24 protein-coding genes are annotated in these 23,354 nt (G+C 70.8%); 13 read left to right on the top strand and 11 right to left on the bottom strand.

The window, feature by feature from the left end; translation table 11 throughout:
• Positions 1-83 precede the first annotated feature (83 nt).
• The 3 genes from acs (at position 84) to AB0M82_RS11485 (ending at position 3,608) form a co-directional block, all read left to right on the top strand.
• Positions 84-2,066: an acetate--CoA ligase gene (gene acs, locus AB0M82_RS11495; protein ID WP_364720100.1), complete on the top strand. Its 1,983-nt coding sequence runs from the start codon at positions 84-86 to the stop codon at positions 2,064-2,066.
• Between the two features lie 143 nt (positions 2,067-2,209).
• Positions 2,210-2,686 carry a DUF6319 family protein gene (locus AB0M82_RS11490; protein ID WP_364720097.1) on the top strand — a complete coding sequence of 159 codons (477 nt, stop codon included), beginning with the start codon at positions 2,210-2,212 and terminating at the stop codon, positions 2,684-2,686.
• 193 nt (positions 2,687-2,879) lie between these two features.
• Positions 2,880-3,608 (top strand): VIT family protein, encoded by a 729-nt coding sequence (locus AB0M82_RS11485; protein WP_364720094.1) that lies wholly within the window; start codon positions 2,880-2,882, stop codon positions 3,606-3,608.
• A 35-nt stretch (positions 3,609-3,643) separates the two neighbouring features.
• Here AB0M82_RS11485 and AB0M82_RS11480 read toward each other — a convergent pair whose 3' ends face one another.
• A complete protein-coding gene (locus tag AB0M82_RS11480; protein WP_364720092.1) occupies positions 3,644-5,101 on the bottom strand; it encodes a peptide MFS transporter in 1,458 nt (485 codons plus the stop codon).
• Positions 5,102-5,291: 190 nt separating this feature from the next.
• On the opposite strand from AB0M82_RS11480, the gene nhaA reads away from it, so the two are divergent.
• Genes nhaA through AB0M82_RS11465 form a run of 3 tightly spaced genes read left to right on the top strand, consistent with a single transcriptional unit; the run spans position 5,292 to position 7,959 of the window.
• Positions 5,292-6,470, top strand: a complete 1,179-nt coding sequence (nhaA, locus tag AB0M82_RS11475) for a Na+/H+ antiporter NhaA (protein WP_364720090.1) — start codon at positions 5,292-5,294, stop codon at positions 6,468-6,470.
• Positions 6,471-6,530: 60 nt separating this feature from the next.
• Positions 6,531-7,025, top strand: a complete 495-nt coding sequence (locus AB0M82_RS11470; protein WP_364720087.1) for a phage holin family protein — start codon at positions 6,531-6,533, stop codon at positions 7,023-7,025.
• A 4-nt stretch (positions 7,026-7,029) separates the two neighbouring features.
• The gene (locus AB0M82_RS11465; RefSeq protein WP_364720084.1) at positions 7,030-7,959 is read left to right on the top strand and encodes an alpha/beta hydrolase; all 930 of its coding nucleotides are present in this window, start codon (positions 7,030-7,032) and stop codon (positions 7,957-7,959) included.
• On the opposite strand, the gene AB0M82_RS11460 is transcribed toward AB0M82_RS11465, so the two are convergent.
• Positions 7,946-9,034 (bottom strand): FAD-dependent monooxygenase, encoded by a 1,089-nt coding sequence (locus tag AB0M82_RS11460; RefSeq protein ID WP_364720083.1) that lies wholly within the window; start codon positions 9,032-9,034, stop codon positions 7,946-7,948. The genes AB0M82_RS11465 and AB0M82_RS11460 overlap by 14 nt on opposite strands.
• Positions 9,035-9,143: 109 nt before the next feature.
• Between AB0M82_RS11460 and AB0M82_RS11455 the strand changes: the two genes are divergently transcribed.
• Positions 9,144-10,028: a GntR family transcriptional regulator gene (locus tag AB0M82_RS11455; RefSeq protein WP_364720081.1), complete on the top strand. Its 885-nt coding sequence runs from the start codon at positions 9,144-9,146 to the stop codon at positions 10,026-10,028.
• Positions 10,029-10,040: 12 nt separating this feature from the next.
• On the opposite strand, the gene AB0M82_RS11450 is transcribed toward AB0M82_RS11455, so the two are convergent.
• Genes AB0M82_RS11450 through nth form a run of 4 tightly spaced genes read right to left on the bottom strand, consistent with a single transcriptional unit; the run spans position 10,041 to position 13,198 of the window.
• Positions 10,041-11,225 carry a MarP family serine protease gene (locus AB0M82_RS11450; protein ID WP_364720079.1) on the bottom strand — a complete coding sequence of 395 codons (1,185 nt, stop codon included), beginning with the start codon at positions 11,223-11,225 and terminating at the stop codon, positions 10,041-10,043.
• 4 nt (positions 11,226-11,229) lie between these two features.
• Positions 11,230-11,925: a CoA pyrophosphatase gene (locus tag AB0M82_RS11445; RefSeq protein WP_364720077.1), complete on the bottom strand. Its 696-nt coding sequence runs from the start codon at positions 11,923-11,925 to the stop codon at positions 11,230-11,232.
• Complete coding sequence (locus tag AB0M82_RS11440) at positions 11,922-12,518, bottom strand: TlpA disulfide reductase family protein (RefSeq protein WP_364720075.1); 597 nt, start codon at positions 12,516-12,518, stop codon at positions 11,922-11,924. Before AB0M82_RS11440 ends, AB0M82_RS11445 begins: the two co-directional genes overlap by 4 nt.
• Complete coding sequence (nth, locus tag AB0M82_RS11435) at positions 12,515-13,198, bottom strand: endonuclease III (protein WP_364720073.1); 684 nt, start codon at positions 13,196-13,198, stop codon at positions 12,515-12,517. Before nth ends, AB0M82_RS11440 begins: the two co-directional genes overlap by 4 nt.
• 226 nt (positions 13,199-13,424) lie before the next feature.
• On the opposite strand from nth, the gene AB0M82_RS11430 reads away from it, so the two are divergent.
• The 4 genes from AB0M82_RS11430 to AB0M82_RS11415 all read left to right on the top strand — a co-directional run bounded on the left by AB0M82_RS11430 (position 13,425) and on the right by AB0M82_RS11415 (position 17,258).
• Positions 13,425-13,676 (top strand): hypothetical protein, encoded by a 252-nt coding sequence (locus AB0M82_RS11430; RefSeq protein ID WP_013230551.1) that lies wholly within the window; start codon positions 13,425-13,427, stop codon positions 13,674-13,676.
• A gap of 149 nt (positions 13,677-13,825) precedes the next feature.
• On the top strand, positions 13,826-14,500 hold the full coding sequence (locus AB0M82_RS11425; RefSeq protein ID WP_003081747.1) for a Crp/Fnr family transcriptional regulator: 675 nt from the start codon (positions 13,826-13,828) through the stop codon (positions 14,498-14,500).
• 418 nt (positions 14,501-14,918) lie between these two features.
• Positions 14,919-16,187: an MFS transporter gene (locus tag AB0M82_RS11420; RefSeq protein WP_364720070.1), complete on the top strand. Its 1,269-nt coding sequence runs from the start codon at positions 14,919-14,921 to the stop codon at positions 16,185-16,187.
• A gap of 9 nt (positions 16,188-16,196) precedes the next feature.
• On the top strand, positions 16,197-17,258 hold the full coding sequence (locus AB0M82_RS11415) for a DNA polymerase III subunit beta (protein ID WP_364720068.1): 1,062 nt from the start codon (positions 16,197-16,199) through the stop codon (positions 17,256-17,258).
• Position 17,259: 1 nt separating this feature from the next.
• Here AB0M82_RS11415 and AB0M82_RS11410 read toward each other — a convergent pair whose 3' ends face one another.
• The gene (locus AB0M82_RS11410) at positions 17,260-18,222 is read right to left on the bottom strand and encodes an Lrp/AsnC family transcriptional regulator (RefSeq protein WP_364720065.1); all 963 of its coding nucleotides are present in this window, start codon (positions 18,220-18,222) and stop codon (positions 17,260-17,262) included.
• Between the two features lie 83 nt (positions 18,223-18,305).
• Here AB0M82_RS11410 and AB0M82_RS11405 point away from each other — a divergent pair, with 83 nt between their 5' ends.
• Together AB0M82_RS11405 and AB0M82_RS11400 are read left to right on the top strand one after the other, a co-directional pair.
• Positions 18,306-19,127 (top strand): VOC family protein, encoded by an 822-nt coding sequence (locus AB0M82_RS11405; protein WP_364720062.1) that lies wholly within the window; start codon positions 18,306-18,308, stop codon positions 19,125-19,127.
• A complete protein-coding gene (locus tag AB0M82_RS11400; RefSeq protein WP_364720060.1) occupies positions 19,124-20,290 on the top strand; it encodes a carboxylesterase family protein in 1,167 nt (388 codons plus the stop codon). The genes AB0M82_RS11405 and AB0M82_RS11400 overlap by 4 nt, the downstream gene beginning before the upstream one ends.
• Here AB0M82_RS11400 and AB0M82_RS11395 read toward each other — a convergent pair.
• The 4 genes from AB0M82_RS11395 to AB0M82_RS11380 all read right to left on the bottom strand — a co-directional run bounded on the left by AB0M82_RS11395 (position 20,268) and on the right by AB0M82_RS11380 (position 23,353).
• Positions 20,268-20,522 carry a glutaredoxin domain-containing protein gene (locus tag AB0M82_RS11395; RefSeq protein WP_331658912.1) on the bottom strand — a complete coding sequence of 85 codons (255 nt, stop codon included), beginning with the start codon at positions 20,520-20,522 and terminating at the stop codon, positions 20,268-20,270. The two genes, AB0M82_RS11400 and AB0M82_RS11395, sit on opposite strands and share 23 nt — an antisense overlap.
• A complete protein-coding gene (locus tag AB0M82_RS11390) occupies positions 20,519-21,289 on the bottom strand; it encodes an MBL fold metallo-hydrolase (protein ID WP_364720057.1) in 771 nt (256 codons plus the stop codon). Before AB0M82_RS11390 ends, AB0M82_RS11395 begins: the two co-directional genes overlap by 4 nt.
• The gene (locus AB0M82_RS11385; RefSeq protein WP_364720054.1) at positions 21,286-22,104 is read right to left on the bottom strand and encodes an NUDIX hydrolase; all 819 of its coding nucleotides are present in this window, start codon (positions 22,102-22,104) and stop codon (positions 21,286-21,288) included. Before AB0M82_RS11385 ends, AB0M82_RS11390 begins: the two co-directional genes overlap by 4 nt.
• A gap of 109 nt (positions 22,105-22,213) precedes the next feature.
• A complete protein-coding gene (locus AB0M82_RS11380) occupies positions 22,214-23,353 on the bottom strand; it encodes a hypothetical protein (protein ID WP_364720051.1) in 1,140 nt (379 codons plus the stop codon).
• Between the last annotated feature and the right edge of the window lies 1 nt (position 23,354).

The raw sequence follows: 23,354 nt of genomic DNA, 5'->3' as shown, positions 1-23,354 counted from the left end.
TGCAACCTTTTACAAGGCGGGCTAACGTCGCTAGCGTGCCGCTAGCCGGTGATCGGCGCACTACAGCAGGAGGCCTTGCAACCATGACCGAGCAGTCCCCCGCCCTGGACAACCTGCTCACCGAGAGCCGTACCTTCCCGCCCAGTGACGAATTCGCTGACCAGGCCAACGCGAAGGCCGATCTTTACGCCGAAGCGGACGCCGACCGCGAAGCGTTCTGGGCGAAGCAGGCCGAGCGGCTCACGTGGGACACGAAGTGGACCACGGTACTGGACTGGACCAATGCGCCGTTCGCCAAGTGGTTCGTCGGCGGCAAGCTGAACGTCGCCTACAACTGCGTCGACCGGCACGTCGAGTCCGGCCACGGCGACCAGGTCGCGATCCACTGGGTCGGCGAGCCGGGTGACACCCGGGACATCACCTACGCCGAGCTGAAGACCGAGGTTTCCAAGGCCGCCAACGCACTCGCGTCGCTGGGCGTCACCGCCGGCGACGTCGTCGCGATCCAGTTGCAGATGGTGCCCGAGGCCATCTTCGCGATGCTCGCGTGCGCACGGATCGGCGCGCTGCACAACGTCGTCTTCGGCGGCTTCTCCCCGACGGCGCTGCGGGCCCGCGTCGACGACGCCGCCGCGAAGGTCGTGGTCACCTCCGACGGCCAGTTCCGCCGTGGCAAGGCCGCGCCGATGAAGGCCAATGTCGACGAAGCCCTCGAAGGCGCCGAGACCGTCGAGAAGGTCATCGTCGTCAAGCGCACGGGCGACAAACTCGATGGCGACGTGCCGTGGACCGACGGCCGCGACCTGTGGTGGCACGAACTCGTCGACGGACAGTCCGAAGAGCACACTCCCGAGGCGTTCGACAGCGAGCACCCGCTGTTCATCCTCTACACCTCCGGGACCACCGGGAAGCCGAAGGGCATCCTGCACACGTCCGGCGGTTACCTGACGCAGACCGCGTACACGCACCACAACGTCTTCGACCACAAGGCCGGCGAGGACGTCTACTGGTGCACCGCCGACATCGGCTGGATCACCGGCCACAGCTACATCGTCTACGGCCCGCTGGCGAACCGCGTGACGCAGGTGGTCTACGAAGGCACGCCGAACACCCCGCACGAGGGACGGCACTGGGAGATCGTCCAGAAGTACAAGGTCTCCATCTACTACACGGCGCCGACGCTGATCCGCACCTTCATGAAGTGGGGCGCCGAGATCCCAGAGAAGCACGACCTGTCGTCGCTGCGGGTGCTGGGTTCGGTCGGCGAACCGATCAACCCCGAGGCGTGGATCTGGTACCGGGAGAACATCGGCGCGGGCCGGACGCCGATCGTCGACACGTGGTGGCAGACCGAGACCGGGGCGATCATGATCTCGCCGCTGCCGGGCGTCACCTCCACCAAACCGGGCTCGGCGCAGAAGGCGCTGCCGGGCATCTCCGCGAAGGTCGTCGACGACCAGGGCGACGAGGTCGGTCCCGGCGGTGGCGGGTACCTGGTGCTCGACAAGCCGTGGCCGTCGATGCTGCGCGGCATCTGGGGCGACGAGGAGCGCTACCGCGACACCTACTGGTCGCGCTTCAAGGACCAGGGCTTCTACTTCGCCGGCGACGGCGCGAAGTACGACAACGACGGCGACGTCTGGCTGCTGGGCCGCGTCGACGACGTCATGAACGTGTCCGGGCACCGGATCTCGACGACCGAGGTCGAGTCGGCGCTGGTCTCGCACCCGACGGTGGCCGAGGCCGCGGTCGTCGGCGCGACCGACCCGACGACCGGCCAGGGCATCGTCGCGTTCGTCATCCTGCGCGGCAACGCGGTCGACGGCGGCGAAGAGGCCATCCAGGCGTTGCGCAACCACGTCGCGAAGGAGATCGGGCCGATCGCGAAGCCGCGGCAGATCATGGTCGTGCCGGAGCTGCCGAAGACGCGCTCGGGCAAGATCATGCGCCGGCTGCTGCGCGACGTCGCGGAGAACCGGCAGGTCGGCGACGTCACCACGCTGGCCGACTCGTCGGTGATGGACCTGATCTCGTCGGGCCTGAAGTCGGGCAAGTCCGAGGAGTGAGCTAGCGTCTCCCGCGTCAGGGCCCTTCCGGTTTTGCGCCGGGAGGGCTCTGTCATGGAACCCCCGAGCGGCACCTGTCGAACGCATGTTCTACACTGTGCCGCGAACCACACCCACTTCCCGGGCAAGGAGACGACACGACGATGACCGTGGATGTCCTGACGCACGACGAGGAAACGGCCGAGGCGCCGGCGACCACCGAGGCGCCGGCCACCGACGTTCCCGCCGCCGAGGCGACCGTCACCGAGTCCGCGTCCACCTCTGACGACGAGACCGCACCAGCCGCCGAGGAGACCCCCAAGCCGAAGCGCGGCCGCCCGAAGGGTGCGACGGCGTCGACGGCGAAGAAGACCCGCACGGTCGAGCTGATCCTCACGGTCACCGGCACCGCCGACGGCGAGTGGCAGGCCGAGCTGAAGAACGGCAGCAAGTGGGTCGCGAAGGGCCTCGAGATCCCGGCGGCGGCGGTCTCGCGCGCGGCGAAGGAACTGCACGCGGACCTGTCCGGCCCGATCGACGAGGTGATCAACCAGGCCCGCGAGGCGCAGGCCGCGAAGGTCGCCGCGCTGGAGGCCGAGCTCGAGAAGGCCAAGCAGGCCCTCGCCGAGCTGGACGCCTGAGCTTCACCGCCAGGCTGAGCTTTGTTCAGGAAGGGCCCGGTTCCGCACTGGCGGGGCCGGGCTTTTCCGCGTTTTCCGAGGCGGACAGCGGAGTCCACTCAGGACCAGGTTAGGTAAGGCAGCCGTTAATTAGGCCTACCTGACCGAAAACCGAAGTCTCGCCACGATTCTCCGTTCGTGTTTCACTTGTGCGGTGACCGAAACGATTGACGGTGACGCCGTCGGGCACGCCCACGAACCACACCAGGGCGTCGGCGGGAAGCTGAACTGGCTGCGAGCCGGGGTTCTCGGGGCGAACGACGGAATCGTGTCGGTCGCCGGGATCGTCGTCGGCGTCGCCGGCGCCACCACGGAAAGCACGACCATTCTCACCGCCGGAATCGCCGGGCTCGTCGCCGGCGCCTTTTCCATGGCCGGCGGGGAATACGTCTCCGTGAGCACCCAGCGCGACACCGAACAGGCCTTGCTCCGGCTGGAGAAGCAGGAGCTCAAGGCGATGCCTGAGGCGGAGGAGCGGGAGCTCGCCGAGATCTACGAGGAAAAGGGCCTTTCGCCGGAGCTGGCGGCCCAGGTCGCCCGCGAACTGACCGAAAAGGACGCGCTGCAGGCGCACGCGGAGGCCGAGCTCGGCATCGACCCGGACAACCTGACCAGTCCGTGGCAGGCGGCGTGGGCGTCGCTGGTCGCGTTCTCGGTCGGCGCGCTGCTGCCGATCCTCTCCATCGCCTGGGCCGGCGTCTCCCTGCGGGTGTGGGCGTGCGCCGCCGCGGTCGTCGTCGGCCTCACGCTGACCGGGTGGGTCAGCGCGAGGCTCGGCGACGCGAACGCGGGGCGCGCGATCCTCCGGAACGTCGGCGTCGGCGCTCTCACCATGGTGGTGACGTATTTCGTCGGGGTGATCTTCGGAGTCACCATCGGCTAGCCCGAGGCACGCCCTCCCGCCGAGGGCGCATCAGCTCAGTGGACGCCCTTCATCAGCTTGCGGATGAAGGGCGTCGCCGCCAGAAGCAGCAAGCCGATGGCGATCGCGACACCGCCGACGGTGCCGAAGTACGGCGCCTCGTTGTCGACCGAGTAGTACGCGGCGAGCTTGCCCGACATCGCCGTGCCGAGCGAGATCGACAGGAAGTTCAGCGCGACCATCTGGGTGCGGAAGGCCACCGGCGCGAGCTTCGTCGACAGCGACAACCCGACCGGCGAGAGCATCAGCTCGGCGATCGTGAACACGAACAGGATGCCGACCATCGCCAGGAGCGGGCTGGCGTTCTCGCCGCTGCCCACCATCGGCAGGAACAGCAGGAACGCCGCGCCCATCAGCACCGTGCCCAGCACGAACTTCACCGGCGTCGACGGCTGCCGCTCGCCGAGCTTCGTCCACAGCGCCGCGAGCAGCGGGGCGAACACGATGATGAACACCGGGTTGATCGAGTTGACCCACGACACCGGCATCTCCCAGCCGAACAGGTCCCGGTTCAGCCGCTGGTCGGTGTAGGCCGCGACGACCGTGAACTGCTGCTGGTACAGCGAGAAGAACGCCGCGCTGGCGATGAACATCGGGATGAACGAGAACACCCGGCTGCGCTCGTCGCCGGTGATCTTGGGGCTGGTCAGGATGACGAGGAAGTAGCTCACCGAGATCACGCCGACCGCCCAGACCACGACGTCGGCGAGGTTGCCCGGGTTGACGAGGCCGGTCAGCACCAGCACCACGATGGCGGCGACCAGCACGACCGCGGCCCCGACGGCGAGCAGCCGCCGCGACGCCGGCAGCGGATTCGGCACTTCCCTGGCCTTCTCACCGAGGTTCTTGCGGCCCAGCGTGTACTGGATCAGTCCCAGCGCCATGCCGATCGCGGCCAGGCCGAAGCCGAGGTGGAAGCCGACCTCGGTCTGCGCCAGCCCGGTCAGCAGCGGCCCGACGAAGGCGCCGAGGTTGACGCCCATGTAGAAGATCGTGAAACCGGCGTCGCGCCGCTCGTCGCCTTCGGCGTACAGCGTGCCGACGATCGCGGTCGCGTTCGACTTCAGCCCGCCGCTGCCGAGGGCGACGCAGACGAGGCCGACGCCGATGCCGGTCAGGCCCGGCAGGAGCGCCAGACTCACGTGGCCGATCATGATGAGCACCGCGCTGTAGAACAGCGTCCGTTCCGAGCCGAGCAGGCGGTCGGCCACCCAGGCGCCGACGACGGCGGAGAGGTACACCAGGCCGCCGTACGCGCCGACGATGCCGAGCGCGGACTCCTGCGCCAGGCCGAGACCACCCTGCTCGACCTGGTAGTAGAGGTAGATCGGCAGGATGCCGAGCATCCCGTAGAAGGAGAACCGTTCCCACATCTCGACGCCGAAGAGGTTCGCGAGTCCTCGTGGGTGCCCGAAGAACCTCGTGTCCTGCTGGACGTCGGTTGAGGTGCTCACCACTGTCGTCCTCCCCTTTTGTCCCGGACTTGGTTTCCTCTTGTCATGCTATGAGCCCACCAGGTGACCCACCACCGACACCGCTTGTGGCGGCGGTCATGACAATCCGTGACAAAGAGGCGCTAAAGTACCGTCAAGGTGCGCCGGGAAGTCTGGTCGGCAACGGTGTCACCGACCCCAGGAGCCGACCATGTCCCGTCCCTTGAGCGAGTTCGCGCGCTACCTGCGCACCGAGACCACCGGCGGGATCATCCTGCTCGCCGCGACCGCGGTCGCCTTGCTCTGGGCCAATTCGCCGCTGCGGGACGGCTACTACGCCCTCCGCGACTTCCGGCTCGGCCCGGAGTTCCTGCACCTGAACCTGTCCGTCGGCGACTGGGCGAAGGACGGCCTCCTCGCACTGTTCTTCTTCGTCGCCGGACTGGAGCTCAAGCGCGAGCTCGTCGTCGGCGAGCTGTCCCGCCTGAAGCAGGCGGTGCTGCCGGTCGTCGCCGCGCTCGGCGGCATGGTCGTGCCCGCGCTCGTCGCGCTCGGCGTCGGCTGGGGGACGCCGGGGATCGAGCGGGCCTGGGCGATCCCGGTCGCCACGGACATCGCCTTCGCGCTCGGCGTGCTGGCGCTGACCGCGTCGAACCTGCCGTCGAGCGCCCGGATCTTCCTGCTGTCGCTGGCCGTGGTGGACGACCTCGGCGCGATCATCGTCATCGCCGTCGTCTTCACGACGGGCTTCGACCTGGTCGCGGTGGCCGTCGCGGTCGCGGCCCTCGCGCTGTACGCGTACCTGCAGCACCGGCGGGTCCGGACGTCGTGGCTGTACGTGCCGCTCGCGCTGGTCACCTGGGTGGCGGTGCACTCGGCGGGTGTCCACGCGACGATCGCCGGTGTCGCGCTGGGCCTGCTCACCCGCGTCCGGGCCGACGAGGGCGAGGCCGAAGCGCCGGCCCTGCGGCTCGAACACCGGCTCCAACCGTGGTCGTCCGCGGTCGCCGTGCCGGTGTTCGCGCTGTTCGCGGCCGGCATCTCGGTCAGCGGCAGCTCGCTCGGCGCGGTGTTCACGACGGCGTTGCCGCTGGCGGTGCTGGCCGGGCTGCTCGGCGGCAAGGTCGTCGGCATCCTCGGCGCGAGCGTGCTCGCCGTGAAGCTGGGCGTGGCGGAGAAGCCGCGCGGGATGGGCTGGCGCGACATGGGCGCGCTGTCCGTGCTCGGCGGGGTCGGGTTCACCGTCAGCCTGCTGATCGCCGAGCTGGCACTCCCGGCCGATCTGCGTGAACTGGCCAAGGCGGCGGTGCTGATCGCCTCGGCGACGGCGTCTCTGCTCGCGGCCCTCGTGCTTCTTCGGCGAAACCGGATACACGCCCAACTGGAATGATCTCACGACACTCGGCTACGCCGCCGCGCTCCCACAATCGACACATGGCACGATGACCCGGTGAGCAGCCCCAAGCACGAACGCATCGGCCCCGACGGCGTGGGGGCCGTACCTTACCTCCCGCTGTCCTCCGACACCGACGTCCCCGGCGACCAGTCGATCGGCAGGCTTGTCGGCGACGCGACCCAGCACATCTCGACCCTGGTCAGGGCGGAGATGGAACTCGCGAAGTCCGAGCTGGTCGGCGAAGTGAAGAAGGGCATCAAGGGGGGCGTCTACTTCCTGATCGCGCTGACGGTCTTCTTGTACAGCACGTTCTTCATCTTCTTCACCGCCGCCGAGGGCCTCGCGGAGTGGTGGCACGTCCGCTCGCTCGCGTTCCTCGCCGTCTTCGGGCTCATGCTTCTGACCGCGGCGGCCGTCGGGTTCCTCGGCTACCGCAAGGTGAAGAAGTTCAAGGCACCCGAGCGGACGATCGCCAGCGTCAGGGAGACCGCCGCCGCGCTCAAGCCACAGCGCGCGCCCGAAGCCGACTTGACCACCACACGCGACTGAGTCGTTGCACGCGTCCCCCGACCCGTCGACCGTCCGGCTCGACGGCCCGTGGGCCCACCGCGACGTGTCCGCGAACGGCATCCGGCTGCACGTCGCCGAGCTCGGCGAGGGTCCCGTCGTGGTGCTGTTGCACGGGTTCGCCGAGTTCTGGTGGACCTGGCACCACCAGCTGCGGGCACTGGCCGAAGCCGGGTTCCGCGCGGTCGCCGTCGACCTGCGCGGCTACGGCGACTCCGACAAACCGCCCCGCGGCTACGACGCGTGGACGCTGGCCGGTGACGTCGGCGGGCTGATCAAGTCGCTCGGGGCGCGGCGCGCGCACCTCGTCGGGCACGCGTGGGGCGGCATGCTCGCCTGGACGGTCGCCTCGCTGCACCCACGGCTGGTGTCCTCGGTGACGGCGATCGGCGCGGCCCACCCCCTCGCGCTGCGGTCGTCGGTGGCCCGCACGCCTTGGCGCGGCCAGGGCCGCGCGGCCGGGCACCTCTTCCGCTTCCAGGTGCCGATGGCGCCGGAGAAGTGGCTGGTCCGCGACGACGCGCAGCCCGTGGCCGACCTGTTCGGCAGCTGGGCGGGCCGCCGCTGGCGGTCCACTTCGGACTTCACCGACAGCGTCGAGGTGTTCCGGCAGGCGATGCTGGTGCCCGGCGTCGCGCACAGCGCGCTCGAGTACTACCGGTGGGCGTTCCGAGCCCAGTTCCGCGGCGAAGGCCGCCGCTTCACCGAGGCCGTCAGCGCCCGGATCGTGGCGCCGACGCTGCAGCTGCACGGCGCCGACGACCCCTGCGTCCTCCCCGAGACGGCGACGTCGTCGGTGCGCTGGGCCGGCCCGCACGCCGAGCCGGAGATCTGGCCGGGCGTCGGGCACTTCCCCCATCTCGAAGCGCCGGACCGCGCGTCGGCGGCCCTGGTGGACTTCCTCAAGCAAGACTGATGGCGTTCTTCGCCCGCTCGACCGACTCTTCCGACGCCGGTCCCTGCGGGTTCTCGGTGGCCAGCGCCTGGTTGAGCGCGACGAACGGCCGCATCCGGCGTTCATAAGCCGCGAAGGCCTCTTCGTGGCTTGCCCGGCCGAGTTCCTGAGCGAGGACGTACGCGCCGACGAGCGCGAGACTCGTCCCCTGGCCGGACAGCGCCGACGCGCAGTACCCGGCGTCGCCGACCAGCGCGATCCGGCCCGTCGACCAGCGGTCCAGGTGGACCTGGGCCATCGCGTCGAAGTAGAAGACGTCCGCCGCGGCCATCGCTTCGAGGAGCTTCGGCACCTCCCAGCCGAGCCCGCCCAGCCGTTCGGCGATGAGCCGCTTTTGTCCCTCGACGTCGTGGCGGGGCAGCGGGTCCGAGCCGAAGCCGAGAGTGACGCGCAGCTCGGTGTTGTCCCGCACCGGGTAGACCGCGCCGCCGACGTTCTCGTGCCGGAACCAGACCTGCCAGTCCTCCAGCCCCAGGAAGTTCGGCGCCGGGAAGATCGCCAGGTACTGGCCGAGGTGGCGGGTGAACTCCTCCTCCGGCCCGAAGGCCAGCCGCCGCACGACCGAGTGCAGGCCGTCCGCGCCGATGACCAGGTCGAACGTCCGGAAGCCACCGTGCTCGAACTCCACGCGCACGCCGTGCGCCTCTTCGGTCAACGCCGTGATCGAGTCGCCGAAGACGTACTCCACGTCGGACGCCTCGAGCAGCATCGCCACGACGTCGTCGCGCAGCAGCTCGATGTCGTCGCTGTCGAGCCGTCCGCTGCTGAAGGTGTGGTCCTCGGACCGGAACAGCTCCTGGCCGTCACCGTCCACCATGGACATTCCGCGCATCCGGGTGCGCACCGCGCGCATCCGGTCGCCGAGACCCAGCCGGTCGACGACGTCGAGCGCGACGCCACGCACGTCGATCGCCTGGCCGCCGGCGCGCGGGGCGGGTGCCCGCTCCACCACGGTCACGGCCCAGCCCTCGCGCGCCAGGAACCAGGCCAAGGTGCCACCGGCCACACCGGCGCCGGAGATCAGGACGTTTCGCATTGTTCCTCCAGAGTCGTACGCTTGTTCGCACCACACTGGAGTTCTCTCAGCTCAAAGGCCATATCTGTGCTAGTACAGATGGTCAGCTGTACTAGGTCAGGAGACAGTCGTGAAGTACGTGGTCATCGCCGACGAGCTGCGTGATCGGATCACGCGCGGCGAACTCCCGCCCGGCGCGCGGGTGCCCTCGACCCGGCGGCTCGCGGCCGACCACGGGGTCGCGATGGCGACCGCGGCGAAGGCGCTGGCCCTGCTGAGCCAGGAAGGGCTGGTGCGCGCGGAGCCGCGGTCCGGCACGGTCGTCGCCGGCCGTGACCGCCGCGGCGGTCACCAGCGGGGGCTGACCCGCGACCGGATCGTGCGCACGGCCATCGACATCGCCGACGCGGAGGGGCTCACCGCGCTCTCGATGCGGGGCATCGCGGCCCGCCTCGGCGTCGCGGCCATGGCGCCCTATCGGTACGTGAGCGGCAGGGACGAGCTGGTCATGCTGATGGCCGACGCGGCCTACGGCGAACGCGGCTACCCGACGAACCCGCCGCGGGGCTGGCGCGAGCGGCTGACGCTGGGCGGCCGGACGCTCTGGTCGCTCTACCGGCGGCACCCGTGGCTCGCGCAGCTCGCGCCGATCACCCGTCCGCTGCCGCTGCGCAACCTCGGCCTGCACGGCGAATGGGCACTGGCGGCGCTGTCCGAGCTCGGCGTCGACGCGGCGACGCTGTGCGACCTGCACGTCCTGTTCTTCAGCTACATCCAGGGCATCGCGATCCACCTCGAACGCGAGCAGCACGCGCTGGCCTCGTCCGGGCTGTCCGAGGGCGAGTGGATGGACCGCCAGCTCCCTTCGATGGGACCGATGATCAGCGGACGGCCGGTGTTCACCAAGATGCTCCGCGAACTCGGGGAGACCGGCTACGACCTCGTCCTGGACGACATCTTCGAGTCGGGCATGCGGGCGCTGCTGGACGGCCTCGCCCTGAGGTTCGGGCGTTAGGGGGTTCGGGCGCTAGGCGGCGCAGGACCCGGTGGACACGTTCGCCGTCTGCGACGACGCCGCGGCCACCTCGGCCCGCACCTGCTCGGCCGTCAGCGTGAAGCCGGTTTCCGGGTCCTCCACCGCCGCGCCGAACACGACGCCGATGACCCGGCCGTCCGGGGTCACCATCGGGCCGCCGGAGTTTCCGCTGCGGATCTCGGCGCGGACGGTGAAGACGTCCCGCTGGACGGTGTTGGCCTCGTAGATGTCCGGGCCGCGCAGGTTGATCCGGCCGCGCACGCGAGCGGGCGTCGCCCGGTACGGGCCGTCGAGCGGGTAGCCGAGCACGATCGCGCTGTCGCCCGCCTTCGCCGTCTCCGACGCGAACTGCAGCGCCGGGGCCCGCAGCCGCGGCACGGCGAGCACCGCGATGTCGACCTCCGGGTCGAAGTAGACGACGCGCGCCGGGTAGTCGCCCTGCGTCGTCTCGATGCCGACGGTGTCGGTGCCGGCCACGACGTGCGCGTTCGTCATCACCCGCTGCGGCGCGATCACGAACCCGCTGCCCTCCAGGGACCGCGCACAGGAACTGGCGCTGCCGCGGATCTTGACCACGCTGCCGTGCAGGTCCTGGACGACCCCGCTGCCCTGCAGCGCGGGGTCCGGCGGCGAGGTGTCCGCCGTCGGGGCCTTCTCGAACGGATCCATGATGGACGGGAAGCCGGACGCGTCGAGCAGCTTGCGCAGCTGGCTCGGGAACCCCTGCGCGGCCTCCGGCATGGTGTCGTTGACCTTGCCGAGCACCACCGAGTTGTTGATCGCCTTGGCCAGCCCCGGCAGGCCGGACACGGTCGTCAGCGGCGTCGCGATCAGCCACGCCACCACGAACACGACCACGGCCTGCACGACCGCGCCGAGCGTCTTGTCGATGCCGGAGAGCTTGTCCGGGTTGATCTTCTGCCGGAGCTTGCGCCCCACGTAGACGCCGATCGCCTCGCCGAACGCGACCAGGAACACCACGGTCGCCACCGCGCAGGCGACCTTCCACACCGGGTCGTCGAAGAACGCCACGACCACGGGTGCGAGCTTGATGCCGATGATCGCGCCGAGCACGACGCCGACCAGCGACGGCAGCGCGATGATCACGCCCTGGAACGCGCCGGACACGGCCGCCAGCAGGGCGAGCAGCAGTACCAGCACATCTACCCAGTTCACTGCTTCACTCCCCTGTCAACCGCGCTTGGAACGCGGCCAGCGCCTCGTCGAGGTCCCGGACGTCGCCCGAGTCCCATTCGCGTTCCCAGCCTCCCAGGCCCAGGAGAACCGACAGCAACCCGGCGGTGAAGCCCCAGACGAACAGCCCGCCGACCTCGAAGGCCGGCCCCTTCCACGGCATGCCGGCCTTCTTGACCATGAACCGGTTCGCCGGATCGACCAGGTCGGCGATCGCGACGCGCGCGACGGACGCCGTCTCGGCCGGATCGACCGCGTGCACCGGTGACGGCTCGGCCCAGTGCGCCAGCACCGGTGTCACCGCGAACTTGGACACCGGGACGAACAGCTCGGGCAGGACCGCCACCGGCCGGACACCGGACGGGACGACGCCGGTCTCCTCTTCGGCCTCGCGCAGCGCGGTGCCGACCGGGCCACCGTCGCCGTCCTCGGCGCCGCCGCCGGGGAAGGAGACCTGCCCGGCGTGCGAGCCCAGCGTGTCGGCGCGGCGCTGCAGCAGGACGTCAGGGCCGACTGTTTCGTTTTGCTCGCCGAAGAGGACGAGCACCGCGGCGGGCCGCGTGTAGGCGTCTTCGGGCGGGCTGAACCGCGTGAACGTCTTCGAATCGACCTCGCCGCTGACCTTGACCAGCGGCCGGAGCCACTCGGGGACGGAATCCGGCTCGACCAGCGGTCCGATCATGAAGTCCCTCCCACTGCCGCGCGCACCTGGTCAGTGTTCCTGAACAACCGTGGGTTGGCGATGAACCGGACCTCGCCGGCCGCGGTGACCAGGTAGGACGCCGGGAGCGACGACGGCACCTTCAGCGCCGTCCGGACCGGCCCGCTCTGCCCGTCCCCGTCGAACACCGACGGTAGGTGCACGCCCAGTTCGGCGAGGAGGTTCAAGCCGTCCTTCGCCGGGCTCTGCACCTGGACGCCGAGGACGCGCACGGCACCCGGCTGCTTCGCGTACTCCTGGAGCAACGGCAGCTCGGTCCGGCACGGTTCGCACCACGACGCCCAGACGTTGACCAGCACCGGAGCGCCGGCCAGCGCGCGTCCGACGTCGATGCTCGCGCCGTCGCCGAGGCAATCCGCCTTGACCCCTTCGAGCTGCTTCACCGGCGGCACGGGACCCGGCGCCGGGCACGGCTGGAGCGCGGCGGCGGCCCGGGCCGGAGCGAGATCTTCGGACGGCTTCACGGCGGTGTCCGAGCCGCGCGGCAGCAGCGCGACGATGAGCGCCACCGCCAGCACGGCGGCGGCCAGCGCCCATTTGGTGACGGTCGTCACCGGGGCGCCGCCAGCGCCAGGATGTGGTCCTTTTCGACGCCTTTGACCAGTTTCGCGGCTTCCTCGAACCCGGTCGGGCCGGTGCCGTACGACGGGCAGTCCTTGGCCAGCGGGCAGGCCCCGCAGGCCGGCTTCTTGGCGTGGCAGACGCGCCGGCCGTGGAAGATCACCCGGTGCGAGAGCATCGTCCACTCCTTGCGGGGGATCAGCTCGCCGACCGCGTGCTCGACCTTGACCGGGTCCTCCTCCGCCGTCCAGCCCCAGCGCCGGACCAGCCGGCCGAAGTGGGTGTCGACGGTGATGCCCGGGACGTCGAAGGCGTTGCCGAGCACGACGTTGGCGGTCTTGCGGCCGACGCCGGGCAGGGTGACCAGGTCGGCGAGCTTGTTCGGCACCTCGCCACCGAAGCGCTCGACCAGCGCCGCGCCGAGCCCCATCACGGAGTTCGCCTTGGCCCGGTAGAAGCCGGTGCTCCGGAGGAACTCCTCCAGCTCGGTGCGGTCGGCGCCCGCGTAGTCGGCGGCGGTCCGGTAGCGCTTGAACAGGGCCGGGGTGACGAGGTTCACCCTGACGTCGGTGGTCTGCGCGGACAGCACGACCGCGACCAGCAGTTCCAGCGGCGTGGTGAAGTCGAGCTCGCAGTGGGCGCCGGGATACACGTCGTCCAAGCAACGCTTCATCCGCCTTGCGCGTCTCACCAGAGCCAACCGGCTTTCACCAGCGCCCTCACGGGGGGCGTTCGTGGTGGCAGGAGGCACCCCGATAGCCTACGGGCGCCGTCGGACGAGCCGGTCAGTGCACCGGTGGACGACCGACACGCCAGAGCACCACTCGGCGCAGTTTTCCGGCCGCCATGAGCGAGGATCTGGAGTAGATGCTTTTCACTGAGTGTTTCGGGGTCCGGTCATGACTGTCTGGTTCGTCATCCTGGTCCCCCTGGTGATCATGTTCTTCGCGCTGTTCATGGAGCGCGTGGAGAGCCGGCTCAAGCACGTCGCGGTGCAGGAGAACGAGGTCGAAGAGTTCCTCGAGCAGGCGCAGCCCAACGAGGTCCGGGCGCTCTACGGGCACGGCATCGGCCGTGCGCTGGAGCTGTTCCGGCTGCGTAGGCTGGGCGGACGGGCAGCCAGGCTACGCGCGCGTCGCGTGCGGAGTTAGGCTCCACGTTCGAACGAGATCATTTCGCGGGCGCGCGCGTCCGATGAGCGATCTCGGGAGTACGCCCTAGACTGACGCGCAAGTGATCGGCGTCACGCTCCTCCAGGCACGGGGGAGCGTGATCGTTTCTCGACGAGGAGGCACCCGAGGTGGACGAAACCCTGGCCCGTGCGGGCATTTTCCAGGGTGTGGAGCCGGCAGCGGCGGAGGCGCTGGCCCAGACCTTGGAATCCGTGGAGTTCCCCCGCGGGCACGTCATCTTCAACGAGGGTGAGCCCGGCGACAAGCTGTACATCATCCAGTCCGGCAAGGTGAAGATCGGCCGCAAGTCCCCGGACGGCCGCGAGAACCTGCTGGGCATCTTCGGCCCGTCCGACATGTTCGGCGAGCTGTCCATCTTCGACCCGGGTCCCCGGACGTCGAGCGCGACCACGGTCACCGAGGTCCGCGCGGTCACGATGGACCGCCCGGCGCTGCGGCAGTGGATCTCGACCCGCCCGGAGATCGCCGAGCAGCTGCTGCGCGTGGTCGCGCGGCGCCTGCGCCGGACGAACAACATGGTCGCGGAGCTGATCTTCACCGACGTCCCGGGCCGCGTGGCCCGGGCGCTGCTGCAGCTCGCGCAGCGGTTCGGCAGCCAGGAGGCGGGCCTGCTGCGGGTCACGCACGACCTGACGCAGGAAGAGATCGCCCAGTACGTCGGCGCCTCGCGCGAGACCGTGAACAAGGCACTGGCCGACTTCGCGCACCGCGGCTGGCTGCGGCTGGAAGGCAAGAGCGTGCTGATCCTGGACCCCGAGCGCCTGGCTCGCCGCGCCCGCTGAGTTCTTGAACGAAGGCCCCTGACCTGCTGGTCAGGGGCCTTCGTTGTGGTAGCTGCTCAACAACAAAGAGCCGGGCGCCACCCCCGACGTGGCGCACCGGCTCTTCGTTGTTGCGCGGACCATCCCCCGACGATCCGCGCACCCCGCCCTCCGGGTCAGGCCCCGACCCTATGCCGGAGGGAGCTGGGTTCTTTGCTGTTGTTCAACCATCACGGCCCATGCCCACGAATTCAAGGCCATTCACCCTCAAAGACGCCGTCTGCGCCGTTTCGTTGCGGGAGCCCACGGAGAATATCGTCAGTGTTACCGGATCGAGACCGCTCGCACCGGCCCCAAGATCGATCTCCAGTCTGCCCGTGACGCAGGTGACCGTCAAATAACTGGTACTGACGTACCACTCTGCGGCATACTGGCACGCGTGTCCCAGTCTGCTCCGAACCACGAAAGCCACACGTCCCTCGCGGACTACCGAGCCGCGCTGACGAACCGCGCGGCCCGGCGGCCCGCCGTCGCCTCCGTGCTCGCCCGGCTGCCGATCGCCATGATCGGCATTTCGGCCCTGCTCTACGTCCAGCGCGAGACCGGTTCCTTCGCCGCCGCCGGGCTCGTCTCGGCCGGTTCTCTTGTCGGAGTGTCGGTGGGCGCCGTGGTGCAGGGCAGGCTGATCGACCGGTTCGGGCCGACGCGGCCCCTGCTCGTCACCGCTCTCCTCTCCGCGCTCGCGATGACCGCCCTGGTCGCGGCCATCGAGGCGCACGCGGCCACCGCCGTGCTGGTCGCGTTCGGCGCGCTCACCGGGCTGTCGGAGCCGATGGTCGGATCCGCGTCGCGGGCGCTGTGGGCGCGGCTGCTCCCGCCCGGCGGGGCGCGCAACGCCGCCTTTTCGTACGAGGCGATCAGCATGGAGGTCTTCTTCATCCTCGGTCCCGGCGTGGCCGGACTGCTGGTCATGGCGCCGTGGGCGGGGACCGGCCTGGTGCTGGGTGTCGCGCTGCAGTTCTCCGGCGCGGTGCTGTTCGCCTTGAGCCCGGCCGTGCGGGCGTGGGGTCCTTCTGCCGGCTCGAAGGGGTCGCTGCTGGGCGCGCTGTCGAGCCCGGGCATGCGGACGCTCGCGCTGGCCGCGCTCGGCTTCGGCGTGGTGATCGGGTTCGTCGAGGTCGCCGTGCCGGCGTCGGCCACCGAAGCGGGCCAGGCGTCCGTGGGTGGCCTGCTGCTGTCGGCGTGGTCGCTGAGCTCGGTCGCGTTCGGCGTCGCGTACAGCCTGCGGCCGTGGCCGCGAGGGCTGGGCCTGCGGCTGCCGGCGCTGCTCGGCGGGTTCGGCGCGCTGGTCGCGCTGCTCGCGTGGCCGTCGTCGCTGTGGGGGCTGGCGCTGATGATGCTGCTCGCCGGCGCGTTGATCACGCCGCAGTCGACGGCCCACTCGGCGGCGATCGAACTGGTCGCGCCGCCGGGGACCGCGGCCGAGGCGTTCGGCTGGGTGCTCACCGCCGTGACACTGGGGCTGGCCATGGGCCAGTCGGTCAGCGGGTACGTCGTCGAGCACGCGGGTCCCTCGGCCGCGTTCCTGGCCGCCAGCGTCGCGGGGCTGGTGCTCGCGGTGGGGGTGTGGTTGCTGCGCGGCACCGTTCGCCCTGTTCAGCGGGCCGCGGCGGCCGAGCGGTCCGAACTTGTCGGTGCTGCCCGCTAGCTTGCGGGCATGGATGTCACCGCGCCTGCCCACCGCCTCTCGGCGGCCGTCTCCGCCGCTTCGCGCCTGCTGCCCGCCCGCAGCGGGCTGAGGTTGCGGGCGGACGCGGCCGGGCTGAGGGTCGCCGGGAGCGACCCGGACCTCACCGTCCGGTTCGACTGCCCGGCCACCACGCACACCGACGGCTCGGTCGTCGTCCCGGCGGCGCCGCTGGCCGAGACGCTGAAGATGCTCGACACCGAGCTGGTCCGCCTGGTCGTCGAAGGCAGCCGCCTGGCGTTACGGCTGGACAACGCCCGGTTCGCGCTGCCGCTGCTTTCGTCCGGAGCGGCCGCGCCGGATGCCTCGCTCACCCGGGTGTCCGAAGTGGACGGAACGGCGTTCGCGTCGGCCCTGCGGATCGTCGCGGGCACGGCGGCGAAGGACGACCCGCTGCCGCTGTTCACCGGCGTCCGGCTGCAGGCGGGCGACCGCCTGACGCTGACGGCGTCGGACCGCTACCGGATGGCGGTGGCCCGGTTGCCGCTGCGCGCGCCGGGATCGCTGGACGTGCTGGTGCCGGCGGTGCTGCTGACGGAGGCGGCGCGCCAGGCCAGGGGCGTCGTCGGGCTGCACCTCGGCCCGGGCCGGTTCGGCCTGAGCTGGGAGGGCGGCCTGGTCGGCACGGCGGTGCTCGACGCGGGCTTCCTGTCGGAGGAGTCGATCCCCTCGGGCGCGGTCGACACAACGGTGTCCCTGGACGCGGACGCGCTGGCGGCGGCGCTGCGCCGCGTCGGGGTGTACGCCGAGGACCGGCGGGTGCTGACCCTGGAGGTCGGGGACGCCCAGGTCCGCTTGGCGAGCGCACGGCAGGACACGGGCGAAGCGGAGGAGACGCTGAAGGCGGACGTCCTCGGCGGCCGGACATCGCCGTCGTTCCAGGCGAGGTACCTGCTGGACGCGCTGCAGGCGTTCACCGGGGAGCGCGTGGTGCTGTCGATCCAGCCGGGGATGCGGGCGTGCGTCCTGCGGGCCGCCGAGCCCGGGGAGGTGGAGCTGACGTACTACCTGATGCCGATGCTGGCCCGGTAGGTCACGGCTCCAGGGCGCCGAAGCGCTTCAGCGTCCGGATCATCGGCGCCGTCTCCACCTGCTGAACGCCCGGCAACCCGCCCAGGTCGTCGGCCAGGTACGAGTACAGCGCCGCGTCATCGCGGCAGCCCACGTTCGCCACCAGGTTCGCCGGGCCCGTTGTCGCCGCCGCGAAGGCCACCTGGGGGTGGCCCGCCAAGGCCCGGCCCGTAGATTCCAGCGCCGATGGCGCCACCGTCAGCCAGAGCGTTGCCGTCAGCGGGTAGCCCAGCAGGGCCGCGTCCACTTCCACGTCGAAGTACAGCGCTCCGGACGATCGCAACGCCGAAAGGCGACGGCGGACCGTCGACTCCGACCGGCCACAAGCCGTCGATAATGTCGACAAGTCGGCACGGCCGTCGTGGGCCAAGGCCGCCAGCAAGTCCGCGTCTTCCGGCTCCGGCCGGTAAGAACCGCGCGAAGGAGGGCGGCGCAACGAGGAAACCTGCGAAGCCGACAACGCGTTCGACCGGCCCGGCCAGCCCGCCGGCCCGCCAGCGAAACGACGCAACAGCCGGTACGCCGTCATCGACACCACCCGCGGCGTCCGCGGCAGCTGCCCCAGGAGCAACCCGTCCGTCTCCTCGCGCAGTGGCGCGCGGACGAAGCACACGATCTCCGTGCCGCCGGACATCAAGCTCACCCACTGCGTGTCGCTCCGGCGGGCCAGCGCCGCCGCGATCGCGGCCGCCGCGTCCGGGACGCACCGCAGCCGCACCAGCCAGAGCGCCTGCCCCAGCGGCGCCGCCTCCGGGACGCCGACCACCCGCAGCACCCCCGACGACCGCAGCTTCCGGTAGCGCCGGGCGATCGTCTGGTCCGAGACACCCAGCGCCGACGCGATCACGCTGAACGATGCCCGGCCGTCCAGCTGCAGCGCGTGCGCCAGGCGACGATCCAGGTCGTCGAGCAGGCCGGATTCCACCAAATCAGCCTAGGCGATGTCGGATTTCGCGCAAGAAGTCCCCGCGGCTGGAACAGAGAAGCAAGCAACCCCAGGCTGAAGGTGTGCACATCGACCACACGGTCTTCCTGACCAGGAACCACGAAGCGACCTGGCAGCGCTACGAGGAACTCGGCTTCACGCTCAGCCCGCCGTCCCGGCACTTCGCCTCCCGCACCGACGGCGGCGAACTGCTGCCCAGCTGCACGGCGAACCGCTGCGCCTACTTCGGCGAGTCGTTCCTCGAACTGATCGGCATCGTCGACGAGGAAGCCGGCGATCCGTGGCGGGTACTGCCCATCCTGGACGACCGCGGCGACGGCCTGCACGGCTGCTCGTTCGGCTGCGACGACTCCGAAGAGGCCGAACGCAGGTTGCGCGAAGCCGGCCTCTCGACGTCAGGAGTGCTTAAGCTGCAACGCGACGTCGAACTGCCCGAAGGCACCCGCACCGCGCGGTTCCGCAGTGTCCACATCAGACGGGACCGGACGCCCGAGGGCATCCTGCACACTGCCGAGCACCTCACCCCGGAGTACGTCCACCAGCCGCGTTACCTCGTCCACCCGAACGGCGCCCGCGCCGTGGCCGGGATCCTCCTGGTCGTCGCCGACGACGAGGTCGGCCACTATCGCGGCCGCTACGACGTGATCACCCGCGGCCGCGAACTCGTCGACATCATCGGCGTGAGCGACCTCGACGCCGTCCTGCCCGGCGAACCCCCTCGAAAACTGCCGTACTTCGCCGCCCACGGTGTCGTCGTCGCGGATCTGGCGAAAGCGCGGAAGCTGATCGAGGAGCACGTTCCGACCACCACCAGCGACCACGGGTTCTTCGTGCGGGCCGAGGACGCCGGCGGAGCCGCGGTGACCTTCGAGGAGGCGCGATGATCGTCGAAACCACCACCGGCCGGGTCCGCGGCACGGACGGCACTTTCCGGGGAATCCCGTACGCCACAGCGGAACGCTTCGCAACGCCGGCGCCACCGAAGCCGTGGACGGGCGTCCGTGAGACGCGAGAAGCCGGCCCCGCGGCGCCGCAACCGCCGTCACGCCTGGAGCACGCGCTGGGCCCGATGCCCCTGCCGCAGAGTGAGGACTGCCTGTCGCTCAACGTCTTCACGCCCTCGACCGGCGGGAGCCGCCCGGTGCTGGTGTGGATCCACGGCGGTGGGTTCTCCAGTGGCTCGGGCGGCCAGGTCTGGTACACCGGCACTCGCCTCGCCCGCGAGGCCGACGTCGTCGTCGTGACGCTCAACTACCGGCTCGGCGTGCTCGGATTCCTGAGCGCCGAAGGGATTCCGCCGAACCTCGGCATCGCCGACCAGCTCGCCGCGCTCGAGTGGGTTCGCGACAACATCGCCGCGTTCGGCGGGAACCCGGCCGAGGTCACGCTCGGCGGGCAGTCGGCAGGCGCGCAGTCGGCGCTGGCCCTGTGGTCGTCGCCACGCGCCAAGGGACTCGTCAAGCGGATCGCGCTGCAGAGCGCGCCGCTCGGCATGCGACCGTCCACACCGGACGAAGCCGCCGTGTCCGCCGGGCGGCTCGCCGAAGCCTTGGACGGCAACGACATCCGCACGGTCCCGGTCGAGCGGCTGCTGGCCGCGCAGCTCTCGGTACCCGGCGAGCCCGGCTCGATCGAGCCGCCGTTCCAGCTGGTCGCCGACGACGACCTCGTCGCGAAGGACCTCATCGAAGCGGCGCGCCAAGGCTCGGCGCTGATCAGCTGGACACGCGAAGAGCTGCGCGCCTTCGTCCCCGATGCGCCCCGGGAAGCGATCGACGAAGCGAACAGTTTCTTCACCAGCGACCGGCTGGCGAAGAAACTCGGCGCCTTCACCTACCGCTTCGACTGGCAGGCCCCGGGCAACCGGTTCGGAGCCTGCCACTGTATCGACATCCCGTTCCTCTTCGGCACCCACGACGTCTGGGACGCGCCGATGCTCGAAGGCGCCCCGAAGGGCCTGGAGAATGAAACCGGGTTGCGTGAGGTGTGGGCCGCCTTCCTCCACGGAGAGCGGCCCGGCGCGCTCAGCCCGCCGAAGCTGCCTTGACCGCGGCCTCGACCTCGGCGAAGGACGGATTGACCATGGCCGTCGACCCGACGATCACGGTGGGCACCGTCTCGTTCCCGTTCGCGACCTCGCGCACGCGCGCGGCCGCGGCCGGGTCCTCCCAGATGTTGATCTTCCGGATGGTGAAGCCGCTCTTCGACATCGGCCGGTCCAGCGCGGCGCAGAACCCGCACCCCGGCCGCCAGTAGAACTCGACCTCGACGTTGCTCATCCGCTCTCCTCCGACCGCAAGTAATCCAGCTGCGCCTGCACGCTCCATTCGGCGGGCGCCCACAACGCCCGGTCGACGTCGGCGTAGACGACCTCGACCACCTGGCGCGGTGTGGCGTCCGCGCCGAGCGTCTTCAGAGCGGAACGCACCTGATCGAGCCGCTGTTCCCGATGGGCAAGGTACTCGCGCGCGGTCGCGGGCAGATCGGGGAGCTCTGGACCGTGCCCGGGCAGCCCTAAGGTGCCCGCCGGCAGCTCGATGAGCTTCCGCAGCGAGCGCAGGTAGTCGCCGAGGTCGTGCAGCACCGTCGTGCCGCGGCCGAGGACCGTGTCGCCGGTCAGCACCTGGCCGTCGAGCACCAGCGACACCGAGTCGTCGGTGTGCCCCGGTGTGTGCAGCACGCGAATCGAGAGGCCACCGGCGGAAATCACCTCCCCGTCCACAAAGGACGAAGCACCGAGGCAAAGCGCGGGGTCGAACGCCCGCACCGGCGCGCCGACGCGCTCGGCGAACCACGGCGCGCCTTCGGTGTGGTCGGGGTGGAAGTGCGTGAGCAGGATCAGCTCGACCTCGCCCACCCCGGCCAGCAGTTCGAGGTGCTCGAGGTCGCGGTACCCCGGGTCGACGACGACGGCCGGGACGTCCGGCGCGGCCCGCAGCACCCAGCTGTTGGTGCCTTCGAGCGTCATCGACGACGGGTTGTTCTCCAGCAGCACCGAAGCCGTCTCGGTCACGTGGCGCAGCACGCCGTAGGCCGGGGCGCTCATCGCGGCTCCAGCACGACGCGGACGTGGTCGCCCTCGCGGATGAGCATCGGCGCGATCCGGACGATCTCGCGCGGCGCGGCGAGCACGTCGTCCGCGGTGGCGAACCGCGCCAGCTCACTCAGCGTCAGCCAGGTCGGCGGCATCAGCATCCGGCGGCCCTCGCGTGCGTCGGTGATCGCGTCCTCCGGGCACTGCCAGCCGGAGCTCGACGCCTCCGACGTCGCGCCGTCGGCCTCCTGGCCTTCGGGCAGCTTCGCGACGTAGAACCGGGTGTCGTACCGGCGCGGCTCCTGCTCGGGCGTGATCCAGTGCGCCCACGGGCGCAGCAGGTCGGCGCGCAGCGTCAGCCCGGCGTCGGCGAGGAACCCGGCCAGCGACACCTCCCGCGTCTCCAGGGCCTGGCGGGCGGCCGCGTACGGCGTGACGTCGGTGAGCGCCGCGTCGGCGCTGCCCGCGAGCAGGACACCGGACTCTTCGAACGTCTCACGCACGGCCGCGCAGGTCAGCGCCCGCGCGAGCGCCTCGTCGCAGCCGAACCGCGAAGCCCACCAGGATGGGTCGGGACCGGCCCACGCCACCGACGTGTCGGCGTCGCGATGGTCGACCCCGCCGCCCGGGAAGACGGTCATCCCGCCCGCGAACGGCATGCCCTTGACCCGGTGCTGCAGGAAGATCTCGACGCCGTCGGCGCCGTCCCGGACCAGGATCACCGTCGCCGCGTCCTTCGGCGTCGCCGGCGGGCCGTCGGCGTTGGCCCGGGTCGCGACGCCGGCTCCGACCGGGATGTCGAAGACAAACTCCGTTGGCTGCTCCACCAGGGCAACATACCGCCGCCCCTCGCCGTCCCACTATATGGTTGTGGCTTCCCAGACACTGGAAGAAACGCATCTTTCATAGCGAAAGTGCGGCTTTGTACCGCAAAGCTCAGGGGGCGGTCCAGCCGCGCTGGTCGCCACCGGACCGGGAGGCGCCGTTGAGCCGCATCTTCGCCGCCTCGGCCCGCTCGCGCTCGGCCAGCTCGGCGTGCAGCTCGCGCAGCAGCGCCCGGTCGCGCTCGCTCAGGCTCGGGTCGTCCAGGTCCAGCGCCGGCAGCTCGACGACTTCGTGCATCGACGGCTTGCCCGCGGCGATCTCACGACCCTTCTCCGGGTCCTCGGCCAGCGCCTGCCGCAGCTGCGCCACCTCGGCCGGGGTCAGGTCGGCGGTGCGCTCGGCCCGTGTCTCCGACCGCGCCTTGCGTGGCGGCTCCGGGGCGGACGACGGCGACACGATCGGCACCACCGGAGCGACCGGCTCCGCCGGCGGCGGCGTCGTGGCGGCCGCGGCGGCGGCCCGCATGCTGTGCCGGCTGCCCGACTCCGCGACCGGTTCCGGCGTCGGCGCCGGGGCCGACGGCTTGACCGGCTCCGGCCGGTACGACGACGAACTCGACGTCGTGGTGCCCGTCACCCAGGCCGGCGACGCGGCCGCCGATGCGGCTTGGTGGTACTCGGAATGCGCGACGCCGGGGCCGCTGACCTCGACGACCGAGTGGATCCCGGCCCGGCGCAACGCCGTGTCGACGCGGAACGCGACAGCCGGCGGGTTGCCGTCCGGCCCCAGCTCGACGAGCACGACGCGCTGCGGCAACGCGCCCGGCACACTGCCGGCCGGCGTGTTGCGCCACACCGCGTGCACCGAGCGGACGTCCGGCAGCACCTGCAGCGTCCGGTCGAGCGCCTCGGCGATGCCGAACTCCGGGGAGTTCTCGCCGGTGAACCGGTGCGCGTTGACCGGCTCGGTCTCGTCGACCAGCAGGTCGTTCGCCAGCGTCGCGTCCGACCGGCTCATCTCGAGCACCAGCGCCAGCTCACGCTGTTCGGCGGAGCTGACCGGGATCCGGCCCGCGATGAGCGTGCCGGTGGTCAGCTCGACCGCCTCGTCGATGTGCGCGCGGGCGATCAGCTCGCGCGCCTCGGTGAGCGCGCTGTCGTCGATCCGGCCCGCCAGGGCCAGCAACAGGTTGTGCAGGCGCAGGGGCACCGAGAACCCGTCCATGGGCGGGCCGTCGTGGACCTCCACCATT

Origin of the sequence: Amycolatopsis sp. NPDC051128, assembly GCF_040682715.1 — a bacterium.
GTDB lineage: Bacteria > Actinomycetota > Actinomycetes > Mycobacteriales > Pseudonocardiaceae > Amycolatopsis.
The sequence above is the reverse complement of the archived record's forward strand: the minus strand, read 5'-3'. Positions and strand labels throughout refer to the sequence as shown.